Genomic DNA, 19902 nt, shown 5'->3' on the forward strand with positions numbered 1-19902 from the left:
TCCCGTTCACAGCGTCCTCGCTGTGTTTTTCAAAGGAACCTCGTCCGAGAAGGACGGGGTTATCAACATATCTGGCGTTGACTTTTGGCACACTGTTGAGTTCTCAAGGAACGGACGCTTCCTTCGAAACCCTTTCACCGGTTTCTCCGGGCGCTTCCCTTCGGTGTTTCACACGCTATCAGACCTTTTCCCGCTCTCCGAACCGGTGTCCTTCGCAAGGCATGCGAAAGCGAACCCGAGATTTGGATCACGTAGCTGATGGCGCCGCCCTGAACCTGGATGTGCACGCGGCTGACCGTGGTGCTTCATCCGGTGGGCAGGGGCACGACAGTACAGCGCCCCGCGCCGCCGTGGCAAATCGATTCCGTGCCCCAGCGTCCTCTCCGGTCTGCGTCGCGCGTACGGAATCCGTAGTTCCTATGACTTACTCTTCTGGGCAGTGCGCTGTCCGGGACAGGCGGTGACGGCGCGTGATGATTCTTCACCCCGGGAGGCTCCCCATGACCACCGTGACCTCGCCGGTCGCCGGCCGCGTGATCGGACTCCAAGCGGTTCCCGATCCGGTGTTCTCCGGCGCCATGGTCGGTCCGGGTACGGCGATCGACCCGGTGCTCGAGCCCTTTGTCGCCGTGGCTCCGGTCGACGGCGTCGTCGTCTCCCTGCACCCTCATGCGTTCGTGGTCGTGGACGGGGAGGGGCACGGCGTGCTCACCCACCTCGGCATCGACACGGTGCAGCTGAACGGCGAGGGCTTCGAGGTGCTCATCAACAAGGGGGACACCGTCAAGCGCGGCGACGCGATCGTGCGCTGGGACCCGGCCACCGCCGTGGCCGCGGGCAAGTCGCCGATCTGCCCGATCGTGGCGCTCGAGGCCACGGCCGACTCCCTCACCGACGTCAAGGAGGACGTCGATGTGAAGCCGGGCGACGCGCTCTTCAACTGGTGAGCCGGCGTGCGCCCGGTGACCGGCGGGGACCGGAGCGGGCGGCGCACCGCAGGAACGACATCCACCAATGGCGGGGTTCCGCCGTATCGACCGGGGACGGGTGACATGGAGACAACGCTGCGAGGCGTCGGCGTGAGCCACGGGGTGGCCATCGGCGAGGTGCGCCATATGGGAACGGCGGTCCTGGAGCCGCCGGCGAAGCAGATTCCGGCCGATGAGGCGCCGCGTGAGCAGGGGCGGGCGCGCCAGGCCGTGGAGGCCGTGGCGGCCGATCTGATCGCGCGCGGCAATCTGGCGGGCGGTGAGGCCCAGGCCGTGCTCGAGGCGCAGGCCATGATGGCGCAGGACCCGGAGCTGATCGCCGATGTCGAGCGGCGCATCGCCGTGGGCAGCACCGCCGAGCGCGCGGTGTACGACGCCTTCGCCGCGTACCGCGCGCTGCTCGCCGGGGCCGGGGACTATCTGGCGGGGCGGGTGGCCGACCTCGACGATGTGCGGAACCGGATCGTGGCGCGGCTGCTGGGCGTGCCGATGCCGGGGGTGCCGGACAGTGATGAGCCGTATGTGCTGATCGCGCGGGATCTCGCACCCGCCGACACCGCGCTGCTCGACCCGACGCTGGTGCTGGGGTTCGTGACCGAGGAGGGCGGGCCGACGAGCCACAGCGCGATCCTCGCCCGTGCCCTGGGGGTGCCGGCCGTGGTCGCGTTGCCCGGTGCCGGGGATCTGGTCGAGGGAACCCTGATCGCCGTGGACGGCAGCACGGGTGAGATCTTCGTGTCGCCGAGCGAGGAGAAGCGGGCCGAGCTGACGCGGGCCGCCGAGGAGCGCCGGGCCGCGCTGGCCGCCTCCTCCGGTCCGGGTGCGACGTCGGACGGGCACAAGGTGCCGCTGCTGGCGAACGTCGGCGGGCCGGCCGATGTGCCGGCGGCGGTCGAGGCGGGCGCCGAGGGTGTGGGGCTGTTCCGGACCGAGTTCCTCTTCCTCGACGACAGCACCAAGGCGCCGTCGGAGGAGAAGCAGGTCGCGGCGTACCGGCAGGTGCTGGAGGCGTTCCCCGAGGGCCGGGTGGTGGTGCGGGTCCTGGACGCGGGGGCGGACAAGCCGCTGGACTTCCTCACCCCGGCCGATGAGCCCAACCCGGCGCTGGGCGTACGCGGTCTGCGGACCTTGCTGGACCACCCCGAGGTGCTGCGGACGCAGCTCGCGGCGCTGGCCAAGGCGTCCGAGGGACTGCCGGTCTATCTCGAGGTCATGGCCCCGATGGTGGCCGACCGGCTGGACGCCAAGGCGTTCGCGGACGCGTGCCGTGAGGCGGGGCTGCGGGCCAAGTTCGGCGCGATGGTGGAGATTCCGTCCGCGGCGCTGCGGGCGCGCTCGATCCTTCAGGAGGTCGAGTTCCTGTCGCTGGGCACCAACGACCTGGCGCAGTACACGTTCGCGGCCGACCGTCAGGTCGGTGCGGTCTCGCGGTTGCAGGACCCGTGGCAGCCCGCGCTGCTCGACCTGGTGGCGGCTTCGGCGGAGGCCGCGCAGGCCGAGGGCAAGAGCTGTGGGGTCTGTGGTGAGGCCGCTTCCGACCCGCTGCTGGCGTGTGTACTGACCGGTCTGGGTGTCACCAGCCTCTCCATGGGTGCCGCGTCCATTCCGTATGTGCGCGCGACGCTGGCCAAGCACACGCTCGCGCAGTGCGAGCGGGCCGCCTCCGCGGCGCGTGCGGCGGACACCGCCGAGGATGCCCGCCGGGCGGCGCAGGCGGTGCTGTCCGGCGAATGAGCCGGTGAGCTGCCGATGGGCTCTCGGTGCGCATCGGTGAGCTGTCGGTGAAGGCGTCCCGCCGCGTGGCGGGACGCCTTCGGTCATTCCGGGCGGCTGAGCGGGAGGCCCGCCCGGTATTCGACGCCGTGCTCCGGGGGGATGGGTTCGCCGGTCTCCGCGTCGGTGCAGTACGCGGTGAACACCTCCGCCTCGCTCAGCGGGCGGAGCCAGCCGTCGTGCAGCGCCCAGCCGCGGACCGCTTCCGGGGTGTCCGCCACGATGGTGCGCAGCACCAGGCCGCCAGCGCTGCGCAGGGCGAAACCGCAGGCCAGGACGGTGCGGAAGACCAGCGCCGAGGACTCGGCGAGCTTCGGCGGGCCCGCTTCCCGGGCGTCGGCGTGGAGCACGGCGACCAGCGAGGTGCCATCCGCCGGAACGCTGCACACCAGGTGGTGGACGCCGGGCCCGGCCGCCTCGACGACCGCGCGCAGCGCGGCCCCGGCGCGGTCGAACGCGGCACGGGCGGTGTCGTCGTCCCGGCAGTCCCCGCGGTGGGCGGTGCGGGAAAGCAGCGCCGAGGCGTACTCCCAGGTGGCCTGCTCCTCCGCGACGCCGATGAGCCGTGGGACCAGGCGGTCGATCGGCTGGCCCGCATAGGTGACGGTGCCGCCCGCGGCGGCCAGCTCCGCCGTATAGCGGGTGCGGCTCGCGGGGGTGTCCGGGTCGAGCCGGGTGTCCGCGCAGAACTCCTCGTAGGCGACGGGGTCGAAGAGGGCGACGGTGATGTGGACGCCCTTGGCCGCGAGCGCCTTCAGCAGCCCCTCCATCTGCCGCAGATACGCTCCGTGGTCGTCGAAGGCGAACGACGGATAGCGCCGCATGGCCGTGAAGTCCCGCTCGTCGGCCAGCAGGGCCACGGTGCTGGGCACCTCTCTGCGCAGCGCGCGCCGGGCGGTCGGCCTTCTCGTGCCGCTCTCCCTCTTGGTGCCGGCCTTCCCGTGCTTGCTCCGGTGCCCGCCCGGCCGGTTCCGGTGCCGGTCGCTGTGTCCGGTGTGCGCCATGACTCCCCCTCAGCGCGGATGTTCAGTGCTCACTCACCGTAACCGGGGCCACTGACAACGCTCCGTCACCGCGGTCCCGTACCAGGTGGCGCTGGGCGCCGCACATCGCGGCGAGCCCGGCGCCGAGGCCGAGCCAGCCGAGGGGGCCCGCCGCGATCGCCGCGGTCACCGCGAGTGGTCCCGCGCTGCGCTGCACGGCCTGGGCCAGGCCGTGCACGCCGAGGTAGGCGCCCTGTGCGGTGGACGGGGCGAGGGCGACGGACAGCTCCCAGGAGATCGTGGCGTGCAGCATCTCCGCGACGGTGAAGGCGGTCGCGGCCAGCAGCAGCGTGACGGCCGCGAGCCAGGGCGCGCCGGCCGTCGAGACGGCCAGCGCGGCCCCGCCGAGGAGGAAGGCGCCCGCCAGCGGCCACAGCGAGGTGCGTGCGGTGCGCGGGGTGGCTCCGAAGCGGGCGAACGGGACCTGGAAGAGGACCACGAGCACGTTGTTGAGGACGAGCAGCAGGGGGACCAGCTGGTGCGGTGCGCTGGTGGCGGTCACGCTCCACAGGGGCAGGCCGACCTTGAAGACGGAATCGTCGAGGAAGAGGACGGCCTCGCTGGCGGTGTAGGCGAGATAGCGGCGGTCGCGCCAGGGGTTGGGGGCGGCGGTCTTCTCGGCGGCGGGGGCGGGTTCGCTGGGGCTCGGGGCGGACTCGGCCGCGATGCGGGAGGCCGAGGGCGGTTCGGCACAGCCGAGGGTGAGCAGCGCGGAGGCGAGGAAGGAGAGCGCGTCGCCGATGAGGAGCCAGCGGTAGACGGTGATGGTGCCGCCGGTGAGCGCCGCGGCCGCGATCAGACCGCCGACGCCCCAGCCGATGTTGACGGCGGTGCGGTTGATGGCCTGGTAGCGGGCGCGGTCGGGGCCCGCGACGCGGGTCGCGTACAACTTGGTCAGCACCGAGGCCGCGCGGTCGCCGAGGCTGCCCACCGAGGCGATGGCGAGCAGCAGCCGGAGATCGGTGGTGGTGAGCAGGGCGAGTGAGGCGGCGGCGCGCGCCAGTTGCACGGTGATCAGGAGCGGGCGCAGCGGGATGCGGTCGGCGAGGAGGCCGCCGAGGGGCGGGCCGGCGATGCCCACGCCTCCGGACACGGCGAGCAGCAGGCCGATCTCGGCGGTGCCGAGTCCGGCGGCGTAGGTGAAGTAGAGGGCGGCGGTCGCGCCCCACAGGCCCGAGCCGATCCGGTCGACGAAGCCGACGATCAGCATGCGGCGGCCGTCCCGGCCGCCGGGGATGCGCTCGATGAGTGCGGTGCGCCGTGCGGACGTGCCCACCCTGGTCCCCCTTGACAGCAATTTTGTATTGATACAGAGTGTTTTCTGTGGCGACACAATATGAGATCAACGGTGCGTCGGCCAAGGGGATTGCCGCGTCCGTCGAACAGGGCGTGGTGGACGGTGCGTTGGCGCCCGGCACCGCGCTGCCCCCGGTGCGCCGGCTGGCCGAGCGGCTGGGCATCAGCCCCGGCACCGTCGCGACCGCCTACAAGGAGCTGCGGCGGCGCGGGATCGTGGTGACGCACGGGCGGGGCGGCACGGTGGTCGCCCCGACGCCGGCGGTCGCCTCGCGCCGCCCGCCGCCGGTGCCGGAAGGGGTGCGCGATCTGGCGAGCGGTCAGCCCGATCCGGCCTTCCTCCCCGCGCTGCTGCCGGCCGCCCGGCTGTCCCCCGGGGTCCGGTCGCACCGCGCCCGGCCCCGGCTGGCCGGTCTGGAGGAGCTGGCCCGCGCCTGGTACGAGCGCGACGGCGTACCGGCCGAGCACCTCACCTTCGCCCACGGCGCACTGGACTGCGTGGCCCGGCTGCTGTCGGTCGAGCTCCGGCCGGGCGACGCGGTGGCGATGGAGGACCCCGGCTACCACCATCTCCTCGACCTCGTCCCGGCGCTGGGGCTGCGCAGTGTGCCGGTGGCCGTGGACGACGAGGGCATCCGGCCGGACGCGCTACGGACGGCGCTGCGGTCCGGGGCCCGTGCGCTGGTCCACAGCCCCCGCGGGCAGAACCCTTACGGCGGCTGGTTCTCGGCGCGGCGCCGGGAGGCGCTGCTGGCGGTGCTGGGCGAGGTGCCCGAGGTGCTGGTGATCGAGGACGACCACGCCGCGGACATCGCCGGGGTGCCGCTGCACAGCCTCACCACGGGCGGCCTCGCCCGCTGGGCGCAGGTGCGCACGGTCTCCAAGCACCTGGGCACGGACCTGCGGTGGGGGGCGCTCGCCTGCGACCGTACGACGCTGGCGCGCCATGACGGCCGGATGCTGCTGACCTCGGGCTGGGTCAGCCATGTGCTCCAGGAGACGGTCGCCCGGCTGATGACCGATCCGCAGACCCAGGCCCTGGTCGCCGGGGCGCGGGCCGCCTACGCCAGGCGGCGTGCGGTCCTGCTGGCCGCGCTGTCGGCCCGGGGGATCGCGGCGCACGGGGCGAGCGGGATGAATCTGTGGGTGCCGGTCCGGGACGAGGCGGCGGTGGTCAACGGGCTGCGGACGCGCGGGTGGTGGGTGGCGGCCGGGGCGAGGTTCCGGCTGGCGTCCGGGCCGGGGGTGCGGATCACGGCGGCGGCGCTGGCGGAGGGGGACGCGGAGGCGTTGGCGGAGGATCTGGCGGGGGTGCTCGGGGATACGCAGGCGACGTATGGGGGGTAGGCGGGTCCTCCCCCGCCCCGCCCCTCCCCGGCCCGGGACAGCACTCCTAGGCGGTCCCGTCGCCCTTCTTCCGGGCCAGGCTCTCGTAGAAGCGCAGCAGTTCCACGTCGTCCACCGAGCCCGGGTTGACCGCCTTGTCCAGGGAGGTGCCCTGAAGGAGGCGCTTGACCGGGACCTCGATGCGCTTGCCGGTGAGGGTGTGCGGTACGCCGGGGACCTCGATGACCTCGTCGGGGACATGGCGTGGGGAGAGCTGGGTGCGGATGGTGGTCTTGATGCGGGCCAGGAGCTCCTCGTTGAGCGTGGCGCCCGGGGCCAGGTGGACGAAGAGGGGCATCCAGTAGCCGCCGTCGGGCTGTTCGACGCCGATGACGAGGGATTCGCGGATCTCCGGGAGCCGTTCGACGGCCTCGTAGATGTCGGCGGAGCCCATCCGTACGCCCTGCCGGTTGAGGGTGGAGTCGGAGCGGCCGTGGATGACCACGGTGCCGCGTGAGGTCAGGGTGATCCAGTCGCCGTGGCGCCACGCGCCGGGGAACATCTCGAAGTAGCTGTCGCGGTAGCGGGTGCCGTCGGGGTCGTTCCAGAAGCGGACCGGCATCGACGGCATGGGCCGGGTCACGATCAGCTCGCCGACCTCGTCGACCACCGGTTCGCCCAGCGGGTCCCACGCCTGGAGGTCGGTGCCCAGGGCGGGGGCCTGGAGTTCGCCGACGTAGACGGGGAGGGTGGGCACGGCGCCCGCGAAGCAGCTGCACACATCGGTGCCGCCGCTGACGGAGGCGATCCACATGTCCTCGGACACCTCGTCGTGGATCCAGCGGAAGCCGTCGGGCGGCAGCGGGGAGCCGGTGGTGGCGACGCACTTCACCCGGGAGAGGTCGAAGTCGCGGCCCGGGTGGACATCGGCCTTGCGGCAGGCCATGACATAGGCGGCGGAGGTGCCGTAGAGCGTGGTCCCGGTGCGTTCGGCGACGCGCCACTGGGCGGCGGTGTCCGGATAGCCGGGGCTGCCGTCGTAGAGGACGACGGTCGCGCCCACCAGCAGGCCGGACACCAGGAAGTTCCACATCATCCAGCCGGTGGAGGTGTACCAGAAGAAGCGGTCGCCGGGTGTGAGGTCGCAGTGCAGGCCGAGCTGCTTGAGGTGCTCCACCAGGATGCCGCCCTGGGACTGCACGATCGCCTTGGGCAGCCCGGTGGTGCCCGAGGAGTACAGCACCCACAGCGGATGGTCGAAGGGCAGTGGCTCGAACACCGGGTCCGCCGGTTCGCGGACGATGTCGTCCCAGGCCAGCGTGGACTCGGGAGCGGGGGTGCCCAGCAGCGGGATGTGCACGACGGCGCGCAGGGTGGGCAGCTCGGCGCGCAGTTCGGCCACGGTGGCGGTGCGGTCGTGGGTCTTCCCGCCGTAGCGGTAGCCGTCGACGGTGAACAGCACCACCGGTTCGACCTGCTGGAAGCGGTCCAGGACGCTGCGGGCGCCGAAGTCGGGGGCGCAGGAGGTCCATACGGCGCCGACGGCGGCGGTGGCCAGGAGGGCGACGGTGGCCTGGGGGATGTTGGGGACGTAGCCGCTGACCCGGTCGCCGGGGCGGACGCCGAGGCGGCGCAGCTCGGCGGCGACGGCGCCCACCTGGCCACGCAGTTCGGCCCAGCTGATCGGGCGTGGCTCATGGGTCTCGTCGACGTGGAGCAGCGCGGGGGTGTCGGCGCGGTCGGGGTCCTCGGCGGCGCGCAGGGCGTGCTCGGCGTAGTTGAGGGTGGCGCCGGGGAACCAGCGGGCGCCGGGCATGGCGGCGTCGGCGAGCACCCGTTCGTACGGGGTGGTGAAGCGCACCTCGAACCATTCGGCGACCGCCTGCCAGAAGGTCTCCAGCTCCTCCACCGACCAGCGGTGCAGTGCGGCGTAGTCCGCGGCCGGGCCGTCCGGGCCGGGCGCGGGTGCGCCGTGGCGCTCGGCCGCCCAGGCGTGGAAGGCGGTCAGCCGGGACCGGGCGATCCGGTCCGCGCCGGGCTGCCACAGGGGCTGTGGCCGGTGGTCGGGGTGCGCTGTGGTGGTCATGGGTGTCGGCTCCCGGGCTGTCCGCGCCGGCCGCGTCCGCGGGGCGCAGCCGGCTCATGTGCGTCCGCACAGGACGATGCCATGTGATCGACTCCCGCACCAGGGGCGCCACCCCACATCACAGGCCGGCTTCATATGAGCGGACCACGGGTGAACGGCAGTTGAACCATATCCCCACCCAGTGCTGTCAATGGCAGGCTGAGCAGTATGAATGCGCGTGACCTGGTGCGGTCGGAGAAGCTGGTGCGGTCGATGAGGGTGATCTGCACGGCGCAGGGGCTGCGGTCACTGCGCTCGGCGTGGCGGCGGCGGCGTTCCGACGCGGTGGGGCTGGCTCGCCGGGGCACCGAGCTGGCCCGGGTGCCGGGTGAGGTGGAGGGGGCCGAGCCGGAGCCGGGGGGCGGGGTGGTGCGGTTCGCCCGCTCCTCGCTGCGGGTGCGGGTGACCACGGGCGGCGCGGTGTTCTGCGGCTGGGACGGGGCCGAGCCGGAGCCGTCGTACGCGCTGGCCGGGCCCTGCCCGGAGGCGGACGAGCGGGCGGAGCTGGAGCCGGACACCGGCGGCGGCTGGCGGGTGGTGTCCGAGCGGGTCACGGTGGCGGTGTCGGGGAACGGCACGGTGGAGGTGCGCACTCCGGGCGGGGTGGTGCTGCGGCGGGACCTGCCGCCGCGCTGGTGGGAGCCGGCCGGGGTGCCGAGCGCCCCGGCCCCCGATGACCGGGGGGTGCGCGGGGAGGGCGCCCGCTGGCTGCAGCGGTCCGAAGTGGCGGCGGACGCGCGGTTCTTCGGGCTGGGCGGGCGGGCGTCGGGGCCCCGGCTGCGGGACGGGGTGTACCGGCTGTGGAACACCGATCCGGGCGGCAGCTTCGGGCCGGGGGACGATCCGCTGTATCTGACCATGCCGGTGCAGCTGGTGGTGGCCGACGCGGGCACCCATCTGGTGTTCCACGACAACTCCTGGGACGGGGCGGTCACCCTGCGGGAGGGCGAGGAGGGCGCGGGCTCGGGCCATGACCGGCCCGGCTGGTGCCGGACGCGGATGGAGGGCGGCCCGCTGCGCTACTGGGTGATCGTGGGCACCCCGGCGCGGGTGCTGCACGGCTGGACGGCGCTGACCGGCGCCCCGGCGGTCCCGCCGCGCTGGGCGCTGGGCCATCACCACGCGCGCTGGGGGTTCGGCGACGCGGCGGAGGTCCGGCGGGTGGTGGCGGGCTACCGGGAGCGGGGTCTGCCGCTGTCCGCGCTGCACCTGGACATCGACCATCTGGCCGGGCACCGGGTGTTCACGGTGGACGCGGCGCGCTTTCCGGACCTGCCGGGGCTCGCCGCCGAACTGCTCGAGGACGGGGTGCGGCTGGTGTCGATCGTCGACCCGGCGGTGAAGGCGGAGCCGGGCAACGCGGTGTACGAGAGCGGGGCGGCGGAGGACGTGTTCGTGCGCGACACCCGGGGCCGCGAGGTGCGCGGGGTGGTGTGGCCGGGCGAGTCGGTGTTCCCCGACTTCACCGATCCGCGGGTGCGCAAGTGGTGGGGCGGGCTGTACGCGGAGCGGCTGGCGCAGGGCTTCTCCGGGGTGTGGCACGACATGAACGAGCCGGTGTCGTTCGCCGCCTTCGGGGAGACCACGCTGCCGCGCTCGGCCCGGCACGCCCTGGAGGGCCGGGGCGGCGACCACCGGGAGGCGCACAACGTCTACGGGCTGGCGATGGCGCGGGCCGGCTACGAGGCGCTGTGCGAGCTGCGCCCCGACGAGCGGCCGTTTCTCTTCTCGCGCTCGGGATGGGCGGGGTTGCAGCGGTACGGGGGCAGCTGGTCCGGCGATGTGGCGACGGACTGGGCGGGGCTGCGGGCCTCGCTGTCGCTGGTGATCGGGCTGGGCCTGTCGGGGGTGCCGTACTCGGGCCCCGACATCGGCGGGTTCACCGGCCATCCCTCGCCGGAGCTGTATCTGCGCTGGTTCCAGCTGGGCGCGTATCTGCCGCTGTTCCGCACCCATTCGGCGATCTCGGCGGGGCGGCGGGAGCCGTGGGAGTTCGGGCCGCGGGTGCTGGAGCACGCGGCGGCGGCGCTGCGGACACGGCAGCGGCTGCTGCCGTACTTCATGACGCTCGCCCAGCTGGCGGCGCGCACCGGCGCCCCGTATGTGCGGCCCGTGTGGTGGCGGACGCCCAAGGACCGGGCGCTGCGGGACTGCGAGGACGCCTTCTTGCTGGGGGACGCGCTGCTGGTGGCGCCGGTGCTGGAGGAGGGCGTGCGCCGGCGGCCGGTGCGGCTGCCGCGCGGCCGCTGGTACGACACGGCGACCGGCCGGGCGTACGACGGCCCCGGCCAGGTGGTGCTGGACGCCCCGCTGTCGGGCATCCCGGTGCTGGCGCGGGCCGGTGCGGTGGTGCCGGTGGCGGGGCCGGACGGCGGGGTGGAGCTGGAGGTGTGGACACCGTGCCAGGGCCGCAGGGGCGCGGGGGCGGGCACGCTGGCCGTGCCGGCGGGCGACGGCTGGGAGAAGCCGGAGCTGCTGCGGTTCATCACCCGGCTGCGGGACGGTGCGGTGACGGTCGAGCGGGAGGGCGGCGGCGAGGTGGGGTATCCGGTGCGGATACGGGGTGAGGCGCCTTCGGGGGAGACCAGGCGGCCGCGTCGCAGGAGCTGACGGGGCGGGGGCGGGGCGGGGTTCGCCGGAAGGGGGTTGTCTCCGCCTTCGGTGGGCTGGTTATGTGCTGACCATGCCAAGACTCGCCGTCGCGCTGCGCGCGCTCGCCCTGCCCGTCGCCGCTCTGCTGGCCGTCTCCCCCGCCGCCCCGGCGCGGGCGGAGCCGGAGCCGAAGGCCCCCGAGGAGTTCGTGGCCCTCAGCGACGTCGATCCGACCATCCGTCAGGAGATCCGCTACTTCACCCCGCACAACTTCACCGGTCATCCGGTGGACGGCTACCGCCGGCCGATGTGCGTCCTGACCCGCCCGGCCGCCGAGGCGCTGCACCGGGCGCAGCGCCGGCTGCTGCGGCGCGGCTACACCCTGAAGGTGTACGACTGCTACCGGCCGCAGCGTGCGGTGAACGACTTCGTGGCGTGGGCCAAGGACCTCGACGACCAGCGGATGAAGGGCGAGTTCTATCCGGAAGTCGACAAGTCCCGGCTGTTCGAGGACGGCTATATCGCCGAGAAGTCGGGGCACAGCCGGGGCAGTACGGTGGATCTGACGATCGTACGGCTCCCGGCCCTGCCCACCCGCCCCTATGTGCCGGGCGAGGAGCTGGTGCCGTGCTACGCGGCCAAGGCGGACCGCTTCCCGGACAACTCCGTGGACATGGGCACCGGGTACGACTGCTTCGACACGCTCTCGCACACGCTCGATCCGCGGATCACGGGTGCGCAGCGGGCCAACCGGCTGCTGCTCAAGGGCACTCTGGAGGATCTCGGCTTCGTCAATCTGGCCGAGGAGTGGTGGCACTACACGTACCAGCCGGAGCCGTTCCCGGACACCTACTTCGACTTCCCCGTCGCGCGCCGCTCGCTGACCGGCTGACGCCGCACGGCCGTCCAGCCGCACGACCGTCCGCCGCGCGGCCGTCCAGTCTCACAGCCGGCCGCCCGCGGTGTCCGAGGACAGCCGCTGGGCGATGTACACGGGCACCACGGACAGCAGGACGAGCAGCGCGGCGACGACGTTGACGACGGGGGCCTGGTGGGGGCGGGCCAGGTTCTCGTAGATCCAGATGGGCAGGGTGCGGGTGCCGGGCCCGGCGGTGAAGGTCGTGACGACGATCTCGTCGAAGGAGAGCGCGAAGGCCAGCAGCCCGCCCGCGAAGAGCGCCGAGCGCATGGCGGGGAAGGTGACGTACCGGAAGGTCTGCCAGGGGCGCGCCCCGAGGTCCGCGGACGCCTCGGCCAGCGAGGGCGCGAGCCGGCTCAGCCGGGCGCCGATGTTGTTGAAGACGATCACGACGCAGAAGGTGGCGTGTCCGACGACCACCGTGAACAGGCCGAAGCCGATGCCGATCGGGTCCAGGACGGTGCGGAAGGCGGCGTTGAGGGCGATACCGCTGACGATGCCGGGCAGCGCGATCGGCAGGACGAGCAGGAAGGAGACGGTCCGCCGCCCGAAGAAGCGGTGCCGGTGGACGGCGTACGCGGCCAGGGTGCCCAGGACCAGGGCGATCGCGGTGGCGGCGAGCCCGGCCCTGACCGAGGTGAGCAGGGCCTGGCGGGCGCCGTCGCTGTGCAGCGCGGCCCGCCACCACCGGCCGGTGAGGCCGCTGGGCGGCCAGCCGAAGGAGCGGTCGGCGTTGACGGAGTTGAGCAGCACCAGCAGCAGGGGGACGTAGACGAGGGCGAGCCCGGCCGCGGTGACACAGCCGAGGACCACTTTGGCGGTGCGCGACAGCCGCATGCGCCCACCTCCTAGAGCGAGTCGAGGGCGCCCGCACGACGTACGGCGGCCAGATAGCAGACGATGAGGACGACGGGGACGGCGGAGAGCGCGGCGGCCATCGGCAGATCCAGAGTGACCTGCGAGGCGATGACATTGCCCAGCAGCTGGGTCTTGCCGCCGACGATCTGCACGGTGAGGTAGTCGCCCAGGCTGAGCGAGAAGGTGAAGACGGACCCGGCGAGCACGGCGGGGCGCACGGCGGGCAGGACGACGGAGCGCAGGGTGCGCCAGGCGCCGGCGCCGAGGTCGGCGGACGCCTCCAGGACGCGCCCGGGGAGCCGTTCCAGGGCCGCGTACACCGGCAGGATCATGTAGGGCAGCCAGAGGTAGCCGAGCACGATGACGGCGGCGGTGGTGCCGTAGCCGGGCCCGTGCAGCCCGAGCGGGGCGAGGGCGGCGTTCACGACGCCGTCCTCGCCCAGCATGACCCGCCAGGCGTACGCCTTGACCAGATAGCCGGCCCACAGCGGGGTGACCACGGCGACCAGCAGCGGCCGCCGCCAGCGCCGGCCGGCGACCCGCGCCATGAAGAAGGCCATGGGCAGGGCGAGGAGGGCGTCGATGACGGTGACGGCGGCCGCGATGGACAGGGTGCGCAGGGCGATGGTGCGGTAGACGGGGGTGGTCAGCAGCTCGTGGAAGTTGTCGGTGTTCCAGGTGTGGACGACATCGGAGGTGAAGGAGTCGGTGGCCCAGAAGGCCGACAGCAGCAGGACGGCGAGTGAGCCCAGATAGGCCAGGGTCAGCCAGAGCAGGGGCGGGGCGAGGAGCGCGGTCAGGCGCAGCCGCGAGCCGGAAGCGGGCGCGGCCGGCATCTCAGCCCTTGACCTCCGTCCAGGCCCTGGTCCACTGGGCGTAGTCGGTGCAGTCGGTGTCCTTGCGGCCGTCCAGGCACTGTTTGATGGGCGTGGTCCAGAAGTGGACGCGCTTGAAGTACTTCTCGTCGTCCGCGTGGTAGATCGCGCAGTGGTCGGGGTCGGAGGTCTCGGCGCAGGCCTTACGGTTGGCCGGGGCCTCGCCGAAGTACTCGGCGACCTGGGCGTTGACCTTGGGCGACACGATCCAGTCGAGCCACCGGTAGGCGCAGTTGGGGTGGTCGGCCTTCGAGGAGACCATCCAGGTGTCGGACCAGCCGGTGGCGCCCTCCTTGGGGAGCACCGCCTTCACCGGGGCCTTCTCGTCCTTGGTGAGGTTGGCGATGACCTGCCAGGTGGTGCCGATGACGCTGTCGCCGCCCTTGAAGGCGGTGATCTCCTTCTGGTAGTCGCTCCAGTACTCCCCCACCGCCTTGTGCTGCTTCTTCAGCAGGGCGACGGCGGCGTCGAGCTGCTTCTGGTCGAGCGCGTAGGGGTTCTCGATGCCGAGCGAGGGCTTGGCACGCATCAGATAGAGCGCGGCGTCGGCGATGTAGATGGGCGAGTCGTAGGCGGTGACATGCCCGTGGTACCGGGCGGAGTCGTCGAAGACGGCGCGCCAGGAGTCGGGGGCGGGGGTGACCTTGTCGGTGCGGTACATCAGGAGGTTGGCGCCCCGGCCGTGCGGGATGCCGTACATCCGGCCGTCCCTGGAGTTGAACGGCTGCTGTTTGAGCGCCGGGAAGATGTCCTTGTAGTGGGGCACCAGTGCGGTGTTGACGGGGGCCGCGTCGCCGGAGGCGATGAGGCGCAAGGTGGCGTCACCGGAGGCGGAGACCGTGTCGTACTGACCGGTCTTCATCAGCGAGACCATCTCGTCGGAGGTGCCGGCCGTCTTGGTGTTCACCTTGCAGCCGGTCTTCTTCTCGAACGGGTGGACCCAGTCGACCTTCGGGTCGTTGGAGCCGTCCTCGGCGTAGCCGGCCCAGGCGATGATGTTGACCTCGCCTTCGCCCTTGCCGAGTTTCTCGGGCGCGTGGCCGCCCTTGCCGTCATCGTCGCCGGAGCCGCACCCGGCGGCGGCCGCGGTCAGCAGCAGCGCGCAGACCGCGGCCACGGACCTCCCCGCAGACATCTTCCGTTTCCGCATCCGGTCCTCCTCGTCCCGCTTGGCACTTGAGGCCCGGCCAGTATCGGGCGGCCGGTATGCCGCCGCCAGGGTGCCGTCGGCAATGACAAGGTCAACTCGGGTCAGCCGGGTACGGGGAAGGCGTCCCGATCGTCCCAGGAAAGCCGGATCTCGCCGCCCGGACGGGCGGATTGGGGCAGTCCGGTGAGGTTCTGGCGGTGCACGGTGAGGCGGTCGCCGTGGGGAAGCGCGATGGTGAAGCGGGTGTGCGCCCCGGCGTGCATGACATCGGTGACGCGCCCCGTGACGGTCCGCCGGCCGTCGACGGGCGGCTCGGCAGGATCGGCGGGACCGGCGGGCAGCTCGGCGGACGGTTCGGCGGGATCGGTGAGCCGGATCCGCTCGGGCCGGATGGAGTAGGTGCCGGGGCGGCCCACGACACGGACCGCGGCCTCGCCGCGCAGCAGGTTGGTGATGCCGACGAAGCCCGCGACGAAGGCGGTGGCGGGGTGCTCGTACACCTCGACCGGCGGACCGGTCTGCTCGATACGGCCGTCACGGACCACGGCCAGCCGGTCGCTCATGGTCAGCGCCTCCTCCTGGTCGTGGGTGACCAGCAGGAAGGTGATGCCGGTGGTGCGCTGCAACTCCTTGAGTTCGGTCTGCATCTCCTGCCGGAGCCCCCGGTCCAGGGCGCCGAGCGGTTCGTCGAGGAGCAGCACGGCGGGCCGGTCGACGAGGGCGCGGGCCAGGGCGACGCGCTGGCGCTGGCCGCCGGAGAGTTCGGCGGGGCGGCGGGCGGCGAAGCCGTCCAGCCGTACGGTGGTCAGCGCCTCGCGGGCACGGGCGATCCGCTCGGCCTTGCGGACGCCGCGTACGGTCAGCGCGTAGGCCACGTTCTGTTCGACGCTCATGTGCGGGAAGAGGGCGTAGTCCTGGAAGACGGTGTGCACATCGCGGCGGTTGGGGGGCGTCGCGGTGACATCGCGCCCGGCGAGTTCGATCCGGCCGCCGGTGGCCTGTTCGAAGCCCGCGATCAGGCGCAGCAGGGTGGTCTTCCCCGAGCCGGAGGGGCCGAGCAGGGAGAAGAACTCGCCTTCGTGGACGGTGAGGTCGACGGCGTCCACCGCGCGCACCGTGCCGAAGTCCTTGGTGACGGCATGGAGCCGGACGGCCGTGCGCGTCGTCGTGGTCCGGGTCCGCGTCCTGGTCTCCGTCTCCGCCACCGACCGCTCCCCTCGCCTTGGGCCGATCAGGTCCGTGATCGCGGTCACTGTACCGGGGTTACGCGCGGGTGGACCCCCGTGCTCCACACCTGACGCGCCGTCAGCCACAGCCGGTTCGGGGGGTGCCGGCGCTGGGTGGGGCTGTTCGGGCGTGGCCGGAATACCGTTGCCGTCCATCGCCTTGACGCCCCCTGACCACCGGTGAACACTGCTGCGATATCAGTCGGCGTCGCCGCGCGCAGGCCTTCCCGACGCTCACCCCCCATGGGCGATTCCGCCGCATCCGCACGCTCGAAACGACCCAGCACGGAGGACCGGGGCCGACCGCCCCGGGCGAGGTCAGAGGAGCCGCCATGAGCAATGGGGACATCGTCACCGGTGAGGTCATCGGCACCGCGATACTGATTCTCTTCGGGGCGGGCGTCTGCGCCGCCGTCACCCTGAACCACTCCAAGGCCAAGTCGGCCGGGTGGATCGTCATCGCCTTCGGGTGGGGCTTCGGCGTCATGGCCGGTGCCTACACCGCGGCGCCGCTGTCCGGCGCCCACCTCAATCCGGCGGTGACCGTGGGCGTCGCCGTCGACACCGGCGACTGGGACAAGGTGCCGCTCTACCTCCTCGGACAGCTGATCGGCGCGGTGATCGGCGCGGTGCTGTGCTGGGCGCTGTACTACGCGCAGTTCGCCGCCAACGCCGATGAGCGGAACGCCCTTCCCACGCTCGGCATCTTCTCCACCGTCCCGGAGATCCGGAACCCGGTGGCCAATCTCCTCACCGAGATCATCGCGACGGTCGCGCTGGTGCTGCCGCTGCTCGCGTTCGGCAGGGTCGACGGCATCGGGATCGGCCCGGTCGACGGCGGCGGCAGCGGTAGCGGCGACGGCACCGTGATCTACGGCTCGGGTCTGTCCGTCCTGCTCGTCGCCTTCCTGGTGGTCGGCATCGGCCTCTCCCTGGGCGGGCCCACCGGCTACGCCATCAACCCGGCGCGCGACCTCGGGCCACGCCTCGCCCACGCCCTGCTGCCCATCCCCCACAAGGGCACCTCGGACTGGGGGTACGCCTGGATACCGGTGGTGGGCCCGCTGATCGGGGCCGTCCTGGCGGGGCTCGTCTTCAACGCAGCCTTCTGACCGAAGGAGACGCCATGCCGCATCCGACGGACACCTACGTCGCCGCGATCGACCAGGGCACCACCTCCAGCCGCTGCATCATCTTCGACCGGAACGGCGCGATGGTCGCCGTCGACCAGCGCGAGCACCGTCAGATCTTCCCCAGACCCGGCTGGGTCGAGCACGACGCCACCGAGATCTGGGCCAAGGTGCGGGCCGTGGTGGCCGGGGCGCTCGCCACGGCGGGGCTGCGGGCCGACCAGCTGACCGCGCTGGGCATCACCAACCAGCGCGAGACGACGGTCCTGTGGGACCGCCGCACCGGAAAACCGGTGCACAACGCGATCGTCTGGCAGGACACCCGCACCTCGGGACTGTGCGCCGAACTCGGCGGCGAGGTGGGGCCAGACCGCTTCCGGGACACCACCGGACTGCCCCTGGCCGGCTATTTCTCCGGTCCCAAGGCCGCCTGGCTGCTGGCCCACGTCCCCGGGCTGCGCCGCCGCGCCGAACGCGGCGAGATCGCCTTCGGCACCATCGACTCCTGGCTGATCTGGAACCTCACCGGCGGCACCGACGGCGGAGTGCACGTCACCGATGTGACCAACGCCGGACGCACCCTGCTGATGGATCTGCGGACCCTCCAGTGGGACACCTCGATCCTGTCCGCCATGGGTCTTCCCGAGGCGATGCTCCCGGAGATCCGCTCCTCCGCCGAGGTGTACGGCACGGCGGTCGGGCAGCTGGCGGGCGTGCCGGTGGCCGCCGCGCTCGGCGATCAGCAGGCCGCCGTCTTCGGCCAGACCTGCTACGGCGTCGGCGAGGCCAAGAACACCTACGGCACCGGCAGCTTCCTGCTGCTGAACACCGGCGACCGCCCGGTGCCGTCCACGAGCGGGCTGCTGACCACGATGGGCTACCGGCTCGGCGGCGAGCGGCCGGTCTACTGCCTGGAGGGGTCGATCGCGATCACCGGCGCGCTGGTGCAGTGGTTCCGCGACCAGCTGGGGATCATCCGTTCCGCCGACGAGATCGAACCGCTCGCCGCGAGCGTCGCCGACAACGGCGGGGCGTACATCGTCCCGGCCTTCTCGGGCCTGTTCGCCCCGTACTGGCGCCCGGACGCCCGCGGTGTGGTCACCGGCCTCACCCGCTATGTCACCAAGGCGCACCTGGCCCGTGCCGTCCTGGAGGCGACCAGCTGGCAGACGCGCGAGGTGGTCGACGCGATGTACCGGGACTCCGGGGTGCGGATCAGCTCGCTGAAGGTGGACGGCGGCATGACCGCCAACGGGCTGCTGATGCAGCATCAGGCCGATGTGCTCGGCGTTCCGGTGATCCGCCCGGTGGTCACCGAGACCACCTGTCTGGGCGCGGCGTACGCGGCCGGGCTCGCCACCGGTGTGTGGCAGGACCTCGACGAGCTGCGGGCCCACTGGAAGCGGGACACCGAGTGGACCCCGCGGATGGCGGAGGAGGAGCGGGCTCGCGAATACGGCAACTGGCGGCGGGCGGTGGAGCGCAGCTTCGGCTGGCACGGCCCCGACCAGGGGGCACAGGACACCCAGGGCTCGTGAGGCGGGCGCGGCGTTCCGGTGCCGCACGCGACGGCGGCCCGTACCCCGGACGGCGGGGTACGGGCCGTGCCGTGCCGCTCAGCGCCCGGCCGTGGAGGCCAGCATCGCGTGCTCCACCACCGAGATCAGCACGTGCTTGGCCGATTCGCGCTCCCGGGCGTCGCACAGGACGACCGGGGTGCCGGGGTCGAGGTCCAGCGCGTCGCGCACCGAGTCCTCCGGATAGCGCTCGGCCCCCTCGAAGCAGTTGACGGCCACGGTGAAGGCGATGTGCCGGCGCTCGAAGTAGTCGATGGCGGCGAAGCAGTCCTCCAGGCGGCGGGTGTCGGCCAGCACCACCGCGCCCAGCGCGCCGGTGGCCAGCTCGTCCCACAGGAACCAGAAGCGGTCCTGGCCCGGTGTGCCGAAGAGATAGAGGACCAGGTCCTCGCGGAGCGTGATGCGTCCGAAGTCCATGGCCACGGTGGTGGTCGTCTTGGACTCCACCCCCGCGATGTCATCGACCGGCCGGCCCGCCTCGGTGAGCAGCTCCTCGGTGCGCAGCGGTTTGATCTCGCTGACCGCGCCCACCAGGGTCGTCTTGCCCGCTCCGAACCCGCCCGCCACCAATATCTTCAGTGTGACCGGTTCGACGATGTGCGGGCGGCCCGGGTCAGAGTGCCCGTAGACCATTGATCACCTCGCGCAGAATACTCTCGTCCGGCAGTTCCGCCGGAGGTACGGGCCGGGACACTCGGACGAGTGCGGCGTGGAGCAGATCGCCGATGAGCACACGGACGACGCCGATCGGAAGGTCGAGCTCGGCCGCCAGTTCGGCGACGGACTGCGGACTGTCCCGGCTCAGCTCGACGATGTCGATGTGCTCCGGGGACAACGTCTGATCGGCGACGGTCCGGTGGGTGACGCTGTCGGCGACGACGACCGCGATCAGGTCCAGCTTTTCCTCCGCGGCGCTGCGGGTGCGTCCCCGCGTCATCGCATAGGGTCTGACCACCGGTCCGGCCGCGTCGTCGAACCATCGGGTGGCGCTCTCCCCGTCTCCGCTCATCTCCCCCGGCCTCC

General features: G+C 72.5%; 16 protein-coding genes. 7 read left to right on the plus strand and 9 right to left on the minus strand.

Translation table 11 applies throughout. From position 1 onward, the window contains the following. Positions 1–500 precede the first annotated feature (500 nt). Both N6H00_RS06180 and ptsP read left to right on the plus strand, forming a co-directional pair. A complete protein-coding gene (locus tag N6H00_RS06180; RefSeq protein ID WP_268970548.1) occupies positions 501–947 on the plus strand; it encodes a PTS sugar transporter subunit IIA in 447 nt (148 codons plus the stop codon). Positions 948–1052: 105 nt separating this feature from the next. Further along, complete coding sequence (gene ptsP, locus N6H00_RS06185) at positions 1053–2723, plus strand: phosphoenolpyruvate--protein phosphotransferase (protein WP_268970549.1); 1671 nt, start codon at positions 1053–1055, stop codon at positions 2721–2723. Between the two features lie 83 nt (positions 2724–2806). Here ptsP and N6H00_RS06190 read toward each other — a convergent pair whose 3' ends face one another. Continuing rightward, complete coding sequence (locus N6H00_RS06190) at positions 2807–3766, minus strand: hypothetical protein (protein WP_268970550.1); 960 nt, start codon at positions 3764–3766, stop codon at positions 2807–2809. A gap of 22 nt (positions 3767–3788) precedes the next feature. Further along, complete coding sequence (locus N6H00_RS06195; protein ID WP_329618513.1) at positions 3789–5081, minus strand: MFS transporter; 1293 nt, start codon at positions 5079–5081, stop codon at positions 3789–3791. A gap of 47 nt (positions 5082–5128) precedes the next feature. Here N6H00_RS06195 and N6H00_RS06200 point away from each other — a divergent pair, with 47 nt between their 5' ends. Next, a complete protein-coding gene (locus tag N6H00_RS06200) occupies positions 5129–6448 on the plus strand; it encodes an aminotransferase class I/II-fold pyridoxal phosphate-dependent enzyme (RefSeq protein WP_268970551.1) in 1320 nt (439 codons plus the stop codon). Positions 6449–6494: 46 nt separating this feature from the next. Here the strand turns inward: N6H00_RS06200 and N6H00_RS06205 are convergent, their stop codons facing one another. Next, positions 6495–8513: an acetoacetate--CoA ligase gene (locus N6H00_RS06205; RefSeq protein WP_268970552.1), complete on the minus strand. Its 2019-nt coding sequence runs from the start codon at positions 8511–8513 to the stop codon at positions 6495–6497. Positions 8514–8720: 207 nt separating this feature from the next. Here N6H00_RS06205 and N6H00_RS06210 point away from each other — a divergent pair, with 207 nt between their 5' ends. Then, positions 8721–11162: a glycoside hydrolase family 31 protein gene (locus N6H00_RS06210; protein WP_268970553.1), complete on the plus strand. Its 2442-nt coding sequence runs from the start codon at positions 8721–8723 to the stop codon at positions 11160–11162. Positions 11163–11235: 73 nt separating this feature from the next. Beyond that, entirely contained in the window at positions 11236–12036 is an 801-nt protein-coding gene (locus tag N6H00_RS06215) for a M15 family metallopeptidase (RefSeq protein WP_268970554.1), read from the plus strand. Between the two features lie 51 nt (positions 12037–12087). On the opposite strand, the gene N6H00_RS06220 is transcribed toward N6H00_RS06215, so the two are convergent. The 4 genes from N6H00_RS06220 to N6H00_RS06235 all read right to left on the minus strand — a co-directional run bounded on the left by N6H00_RS06220 (position 12088) and on the right by N6H00_RS06235 (position 16151). Next, entirely contained in the window at positions 12088–12900 is an 813-nt protein-coding gene (locus N6H00_RS06220; RefSeq protein WP_268970555.1) for an ABC transporter permease, read from the minus strand. A gap of 11 nt (positions 12901–12911) precedes the next feature. Further along, on the minus strand, positions 12912–13757 hold the full coding sequence (locus tag N6H00_RS06225) for an ABC transporter permease (protein WP_268970556.1): 846 nt from the start codon (positions 13755–13757) through the stop codon (positions 12912–12914). Position 13758: 1 nt separating this feature from the next. Beyond that, complete coding sequence (locus N6H00_RS06230; RefSeq protein WP_268970557.1) at positions 13759–14946, minus strand: ABC transporter substrate-binding protein; 1188 nt, start codon at positions 14944–14946, stop codon at positions 13759–13761. Between the two features lie 101 nt (positions 14947–15047). Next, complete coding sequence (locus N6H00_RS06235; protein ID WP_268970558.1) at positions 15048–16151, minus strand: ABC transporter ATP-binding protein; 1104 nt, start codon at positions 16149–16151, stop codon at positions 15048–15050. Between the two features lie 353 nt (positions 16152–16504). Here N6H00_RS06235 and N6H00_RS06240 point away from each other — a divergent pair, with 353 nt between their 5' ends. Both N6H00_RS06240 and glpK read left to right on the plus strand, forming a co-directional pair. Continuing rightward, on the plus strand, positions 16505–17284 hold the full coding sequence (locus N6H00_RS06240; protein WP_268970559.1) for an MIP/aquaporin family protein: 780 nt from the start codon (positions 16505–16507) through the stop codon (positions 17282–17284). A 14-nt stretch (positions 17285–17298) separates the two neighbouring features. Then, entirely contained in the window at positions 17299–18840 is a 1542-nt protein-coding gene (glpK, locus tag N6H00_RS06245; RefSeq protein WP_268970560.1) for a glycerol kinase GlpK, read from the plus strand. A 78-nt stretch (positions 18841–18918) separates the two neighbouring features. On the opposite strand, the gene N6H00_RS06250 is transcribed toward glpK, so the two are convergent. Together N6H00_RS06250 and N6H00_RS06255 are read right to left on the minus strand one after the other, a co-directional pair. After that, complete coding sequence (locus N6H00_RS06250) at positions 18919–19512, minus strand: GTP-binding protein (protein WP_268970561.1); 594 nt, start codon at positions 19510–19512, stop codon at positions 18919–18921. Next, positions 19493–19888, minus strand: coding sequence for a DUF742 domain-containing protein (locus N6H00_RS06255; protein ID WP_268970562.1), 396 nt, complete (start codon positions 19886–19888; stop codon positions 19493–19495). Before N6H00_RS06255 ends, N6H00_RS06250 begins: the two co-directional genes overlap by 20 nt. Positions 19889–19902: the final 14 nt, after the last annotated feature.

Origin of the sequence: Streptomyces sp. S465, from assembly GCF_026898115.1 — a bacterium.
Taxonomy (GTDB): Bacteria; Actinomycetota; Actinomycetes; order Streptomycetales; family Streptomycetaceae; genus Streptomyces; species Streptomyces luomodiensis.

Excerpts from the sequence above, each read along its gene's own strand:
- N6H00_RS06250 (WP_268970561.1), bottom strand. The coding sequence starts at position 19,512 with ATGGTCTACGGGCACTCTGACCCGGGCCGCCCGCACATCGTCGAACCG.
- N6H00_RS06230 (WP_268970557.1), bottom strand. The coding sequence starts at position 14,946 with ATGCGGAAACGGAAGATGTCTGCGGGGAGGTCCGTGGCCGCGGTCTGC.
- ptsP (WP_268970549.1), top strand. The coding sequence starts at position 1,053 with ATGGAGACAACGCTGCGAGGCGTCGGCGTGAGCCACGGGGTGGCCATC.
- N6H00_RS06220 (WP_268970555.1), bottom strand. The coding sequence starts at position 12,900 with ATGCGGCTGTCGCGCACCGCCAAAGTGGTCCTCGGCTGTGTCACCGCG.
- N6H00_RS06205 (WP_268970552.1), bottom strand. The coding sequence starts at position 8,513 with ATGACCACCACAGCGCACCCCGACCACCGGCCACAGCCCCTGTGGCAG.
- N6H00_RS06190 (WP_268970550.1), bottom strand. The coding sequence starts at position 3,766 with ATGGCGCACACCGGACACAGCGACCGGCACCGGAACCGGCCGGGCGGG.
- N6H00_RS06255 (WP_268970562.1), bottom strand. The coding sequence starts at position 19,888 with ATGAGCGGAGACGGGGAGAGCGCCACCCGATGGTTCGACGACGCGGCC.
- N6H00_RS06180 (WP_268970548.1), top strand. The coding sequence starts at position 501 with ATGACCACCGTGACCTCGCCGGTCGCCGGCCGCGTGATCGGACTCCAA.
- N6H00_RS06240 (WP_268970559.1), top strand. The coding sequence starts at position 16,505 with ATGAGCAATGGGGACATCGTCACCGGTGAGGTCATCGGCACCGCGATA.
- N6H00_RS06210 (WP_268970553.1), top strand. The coding sequence starts at position 8,721 with ATGAATGCGCGTGACCTGGTGCGGTCGGAGAAGCTGGTGCGGTCGATG.
- N6H00_RS06225 (WP_268970556.1), bottom strand. The coding sequence starts at position 13,757 with ATGCCGGCCGCGCCCGCTTCCGGCTCGCGGCTGCGCCTGACCGCGCTC.
- glpK (WP_268970560.1), top strand. The coding sequence starts at position 17,299 with ATGCCGCATCCGACGGACACCTACGTCGCCGCGATCGACCAGGGCACC.
- N6H00_RS06215 (WP_268970554.1), top strand. The coding sequence starts at position 11,236 with ATGCCAAGACTCGCCGTCGCGCTGCGCGCGCTCGCCCTGCCCGTCGCC.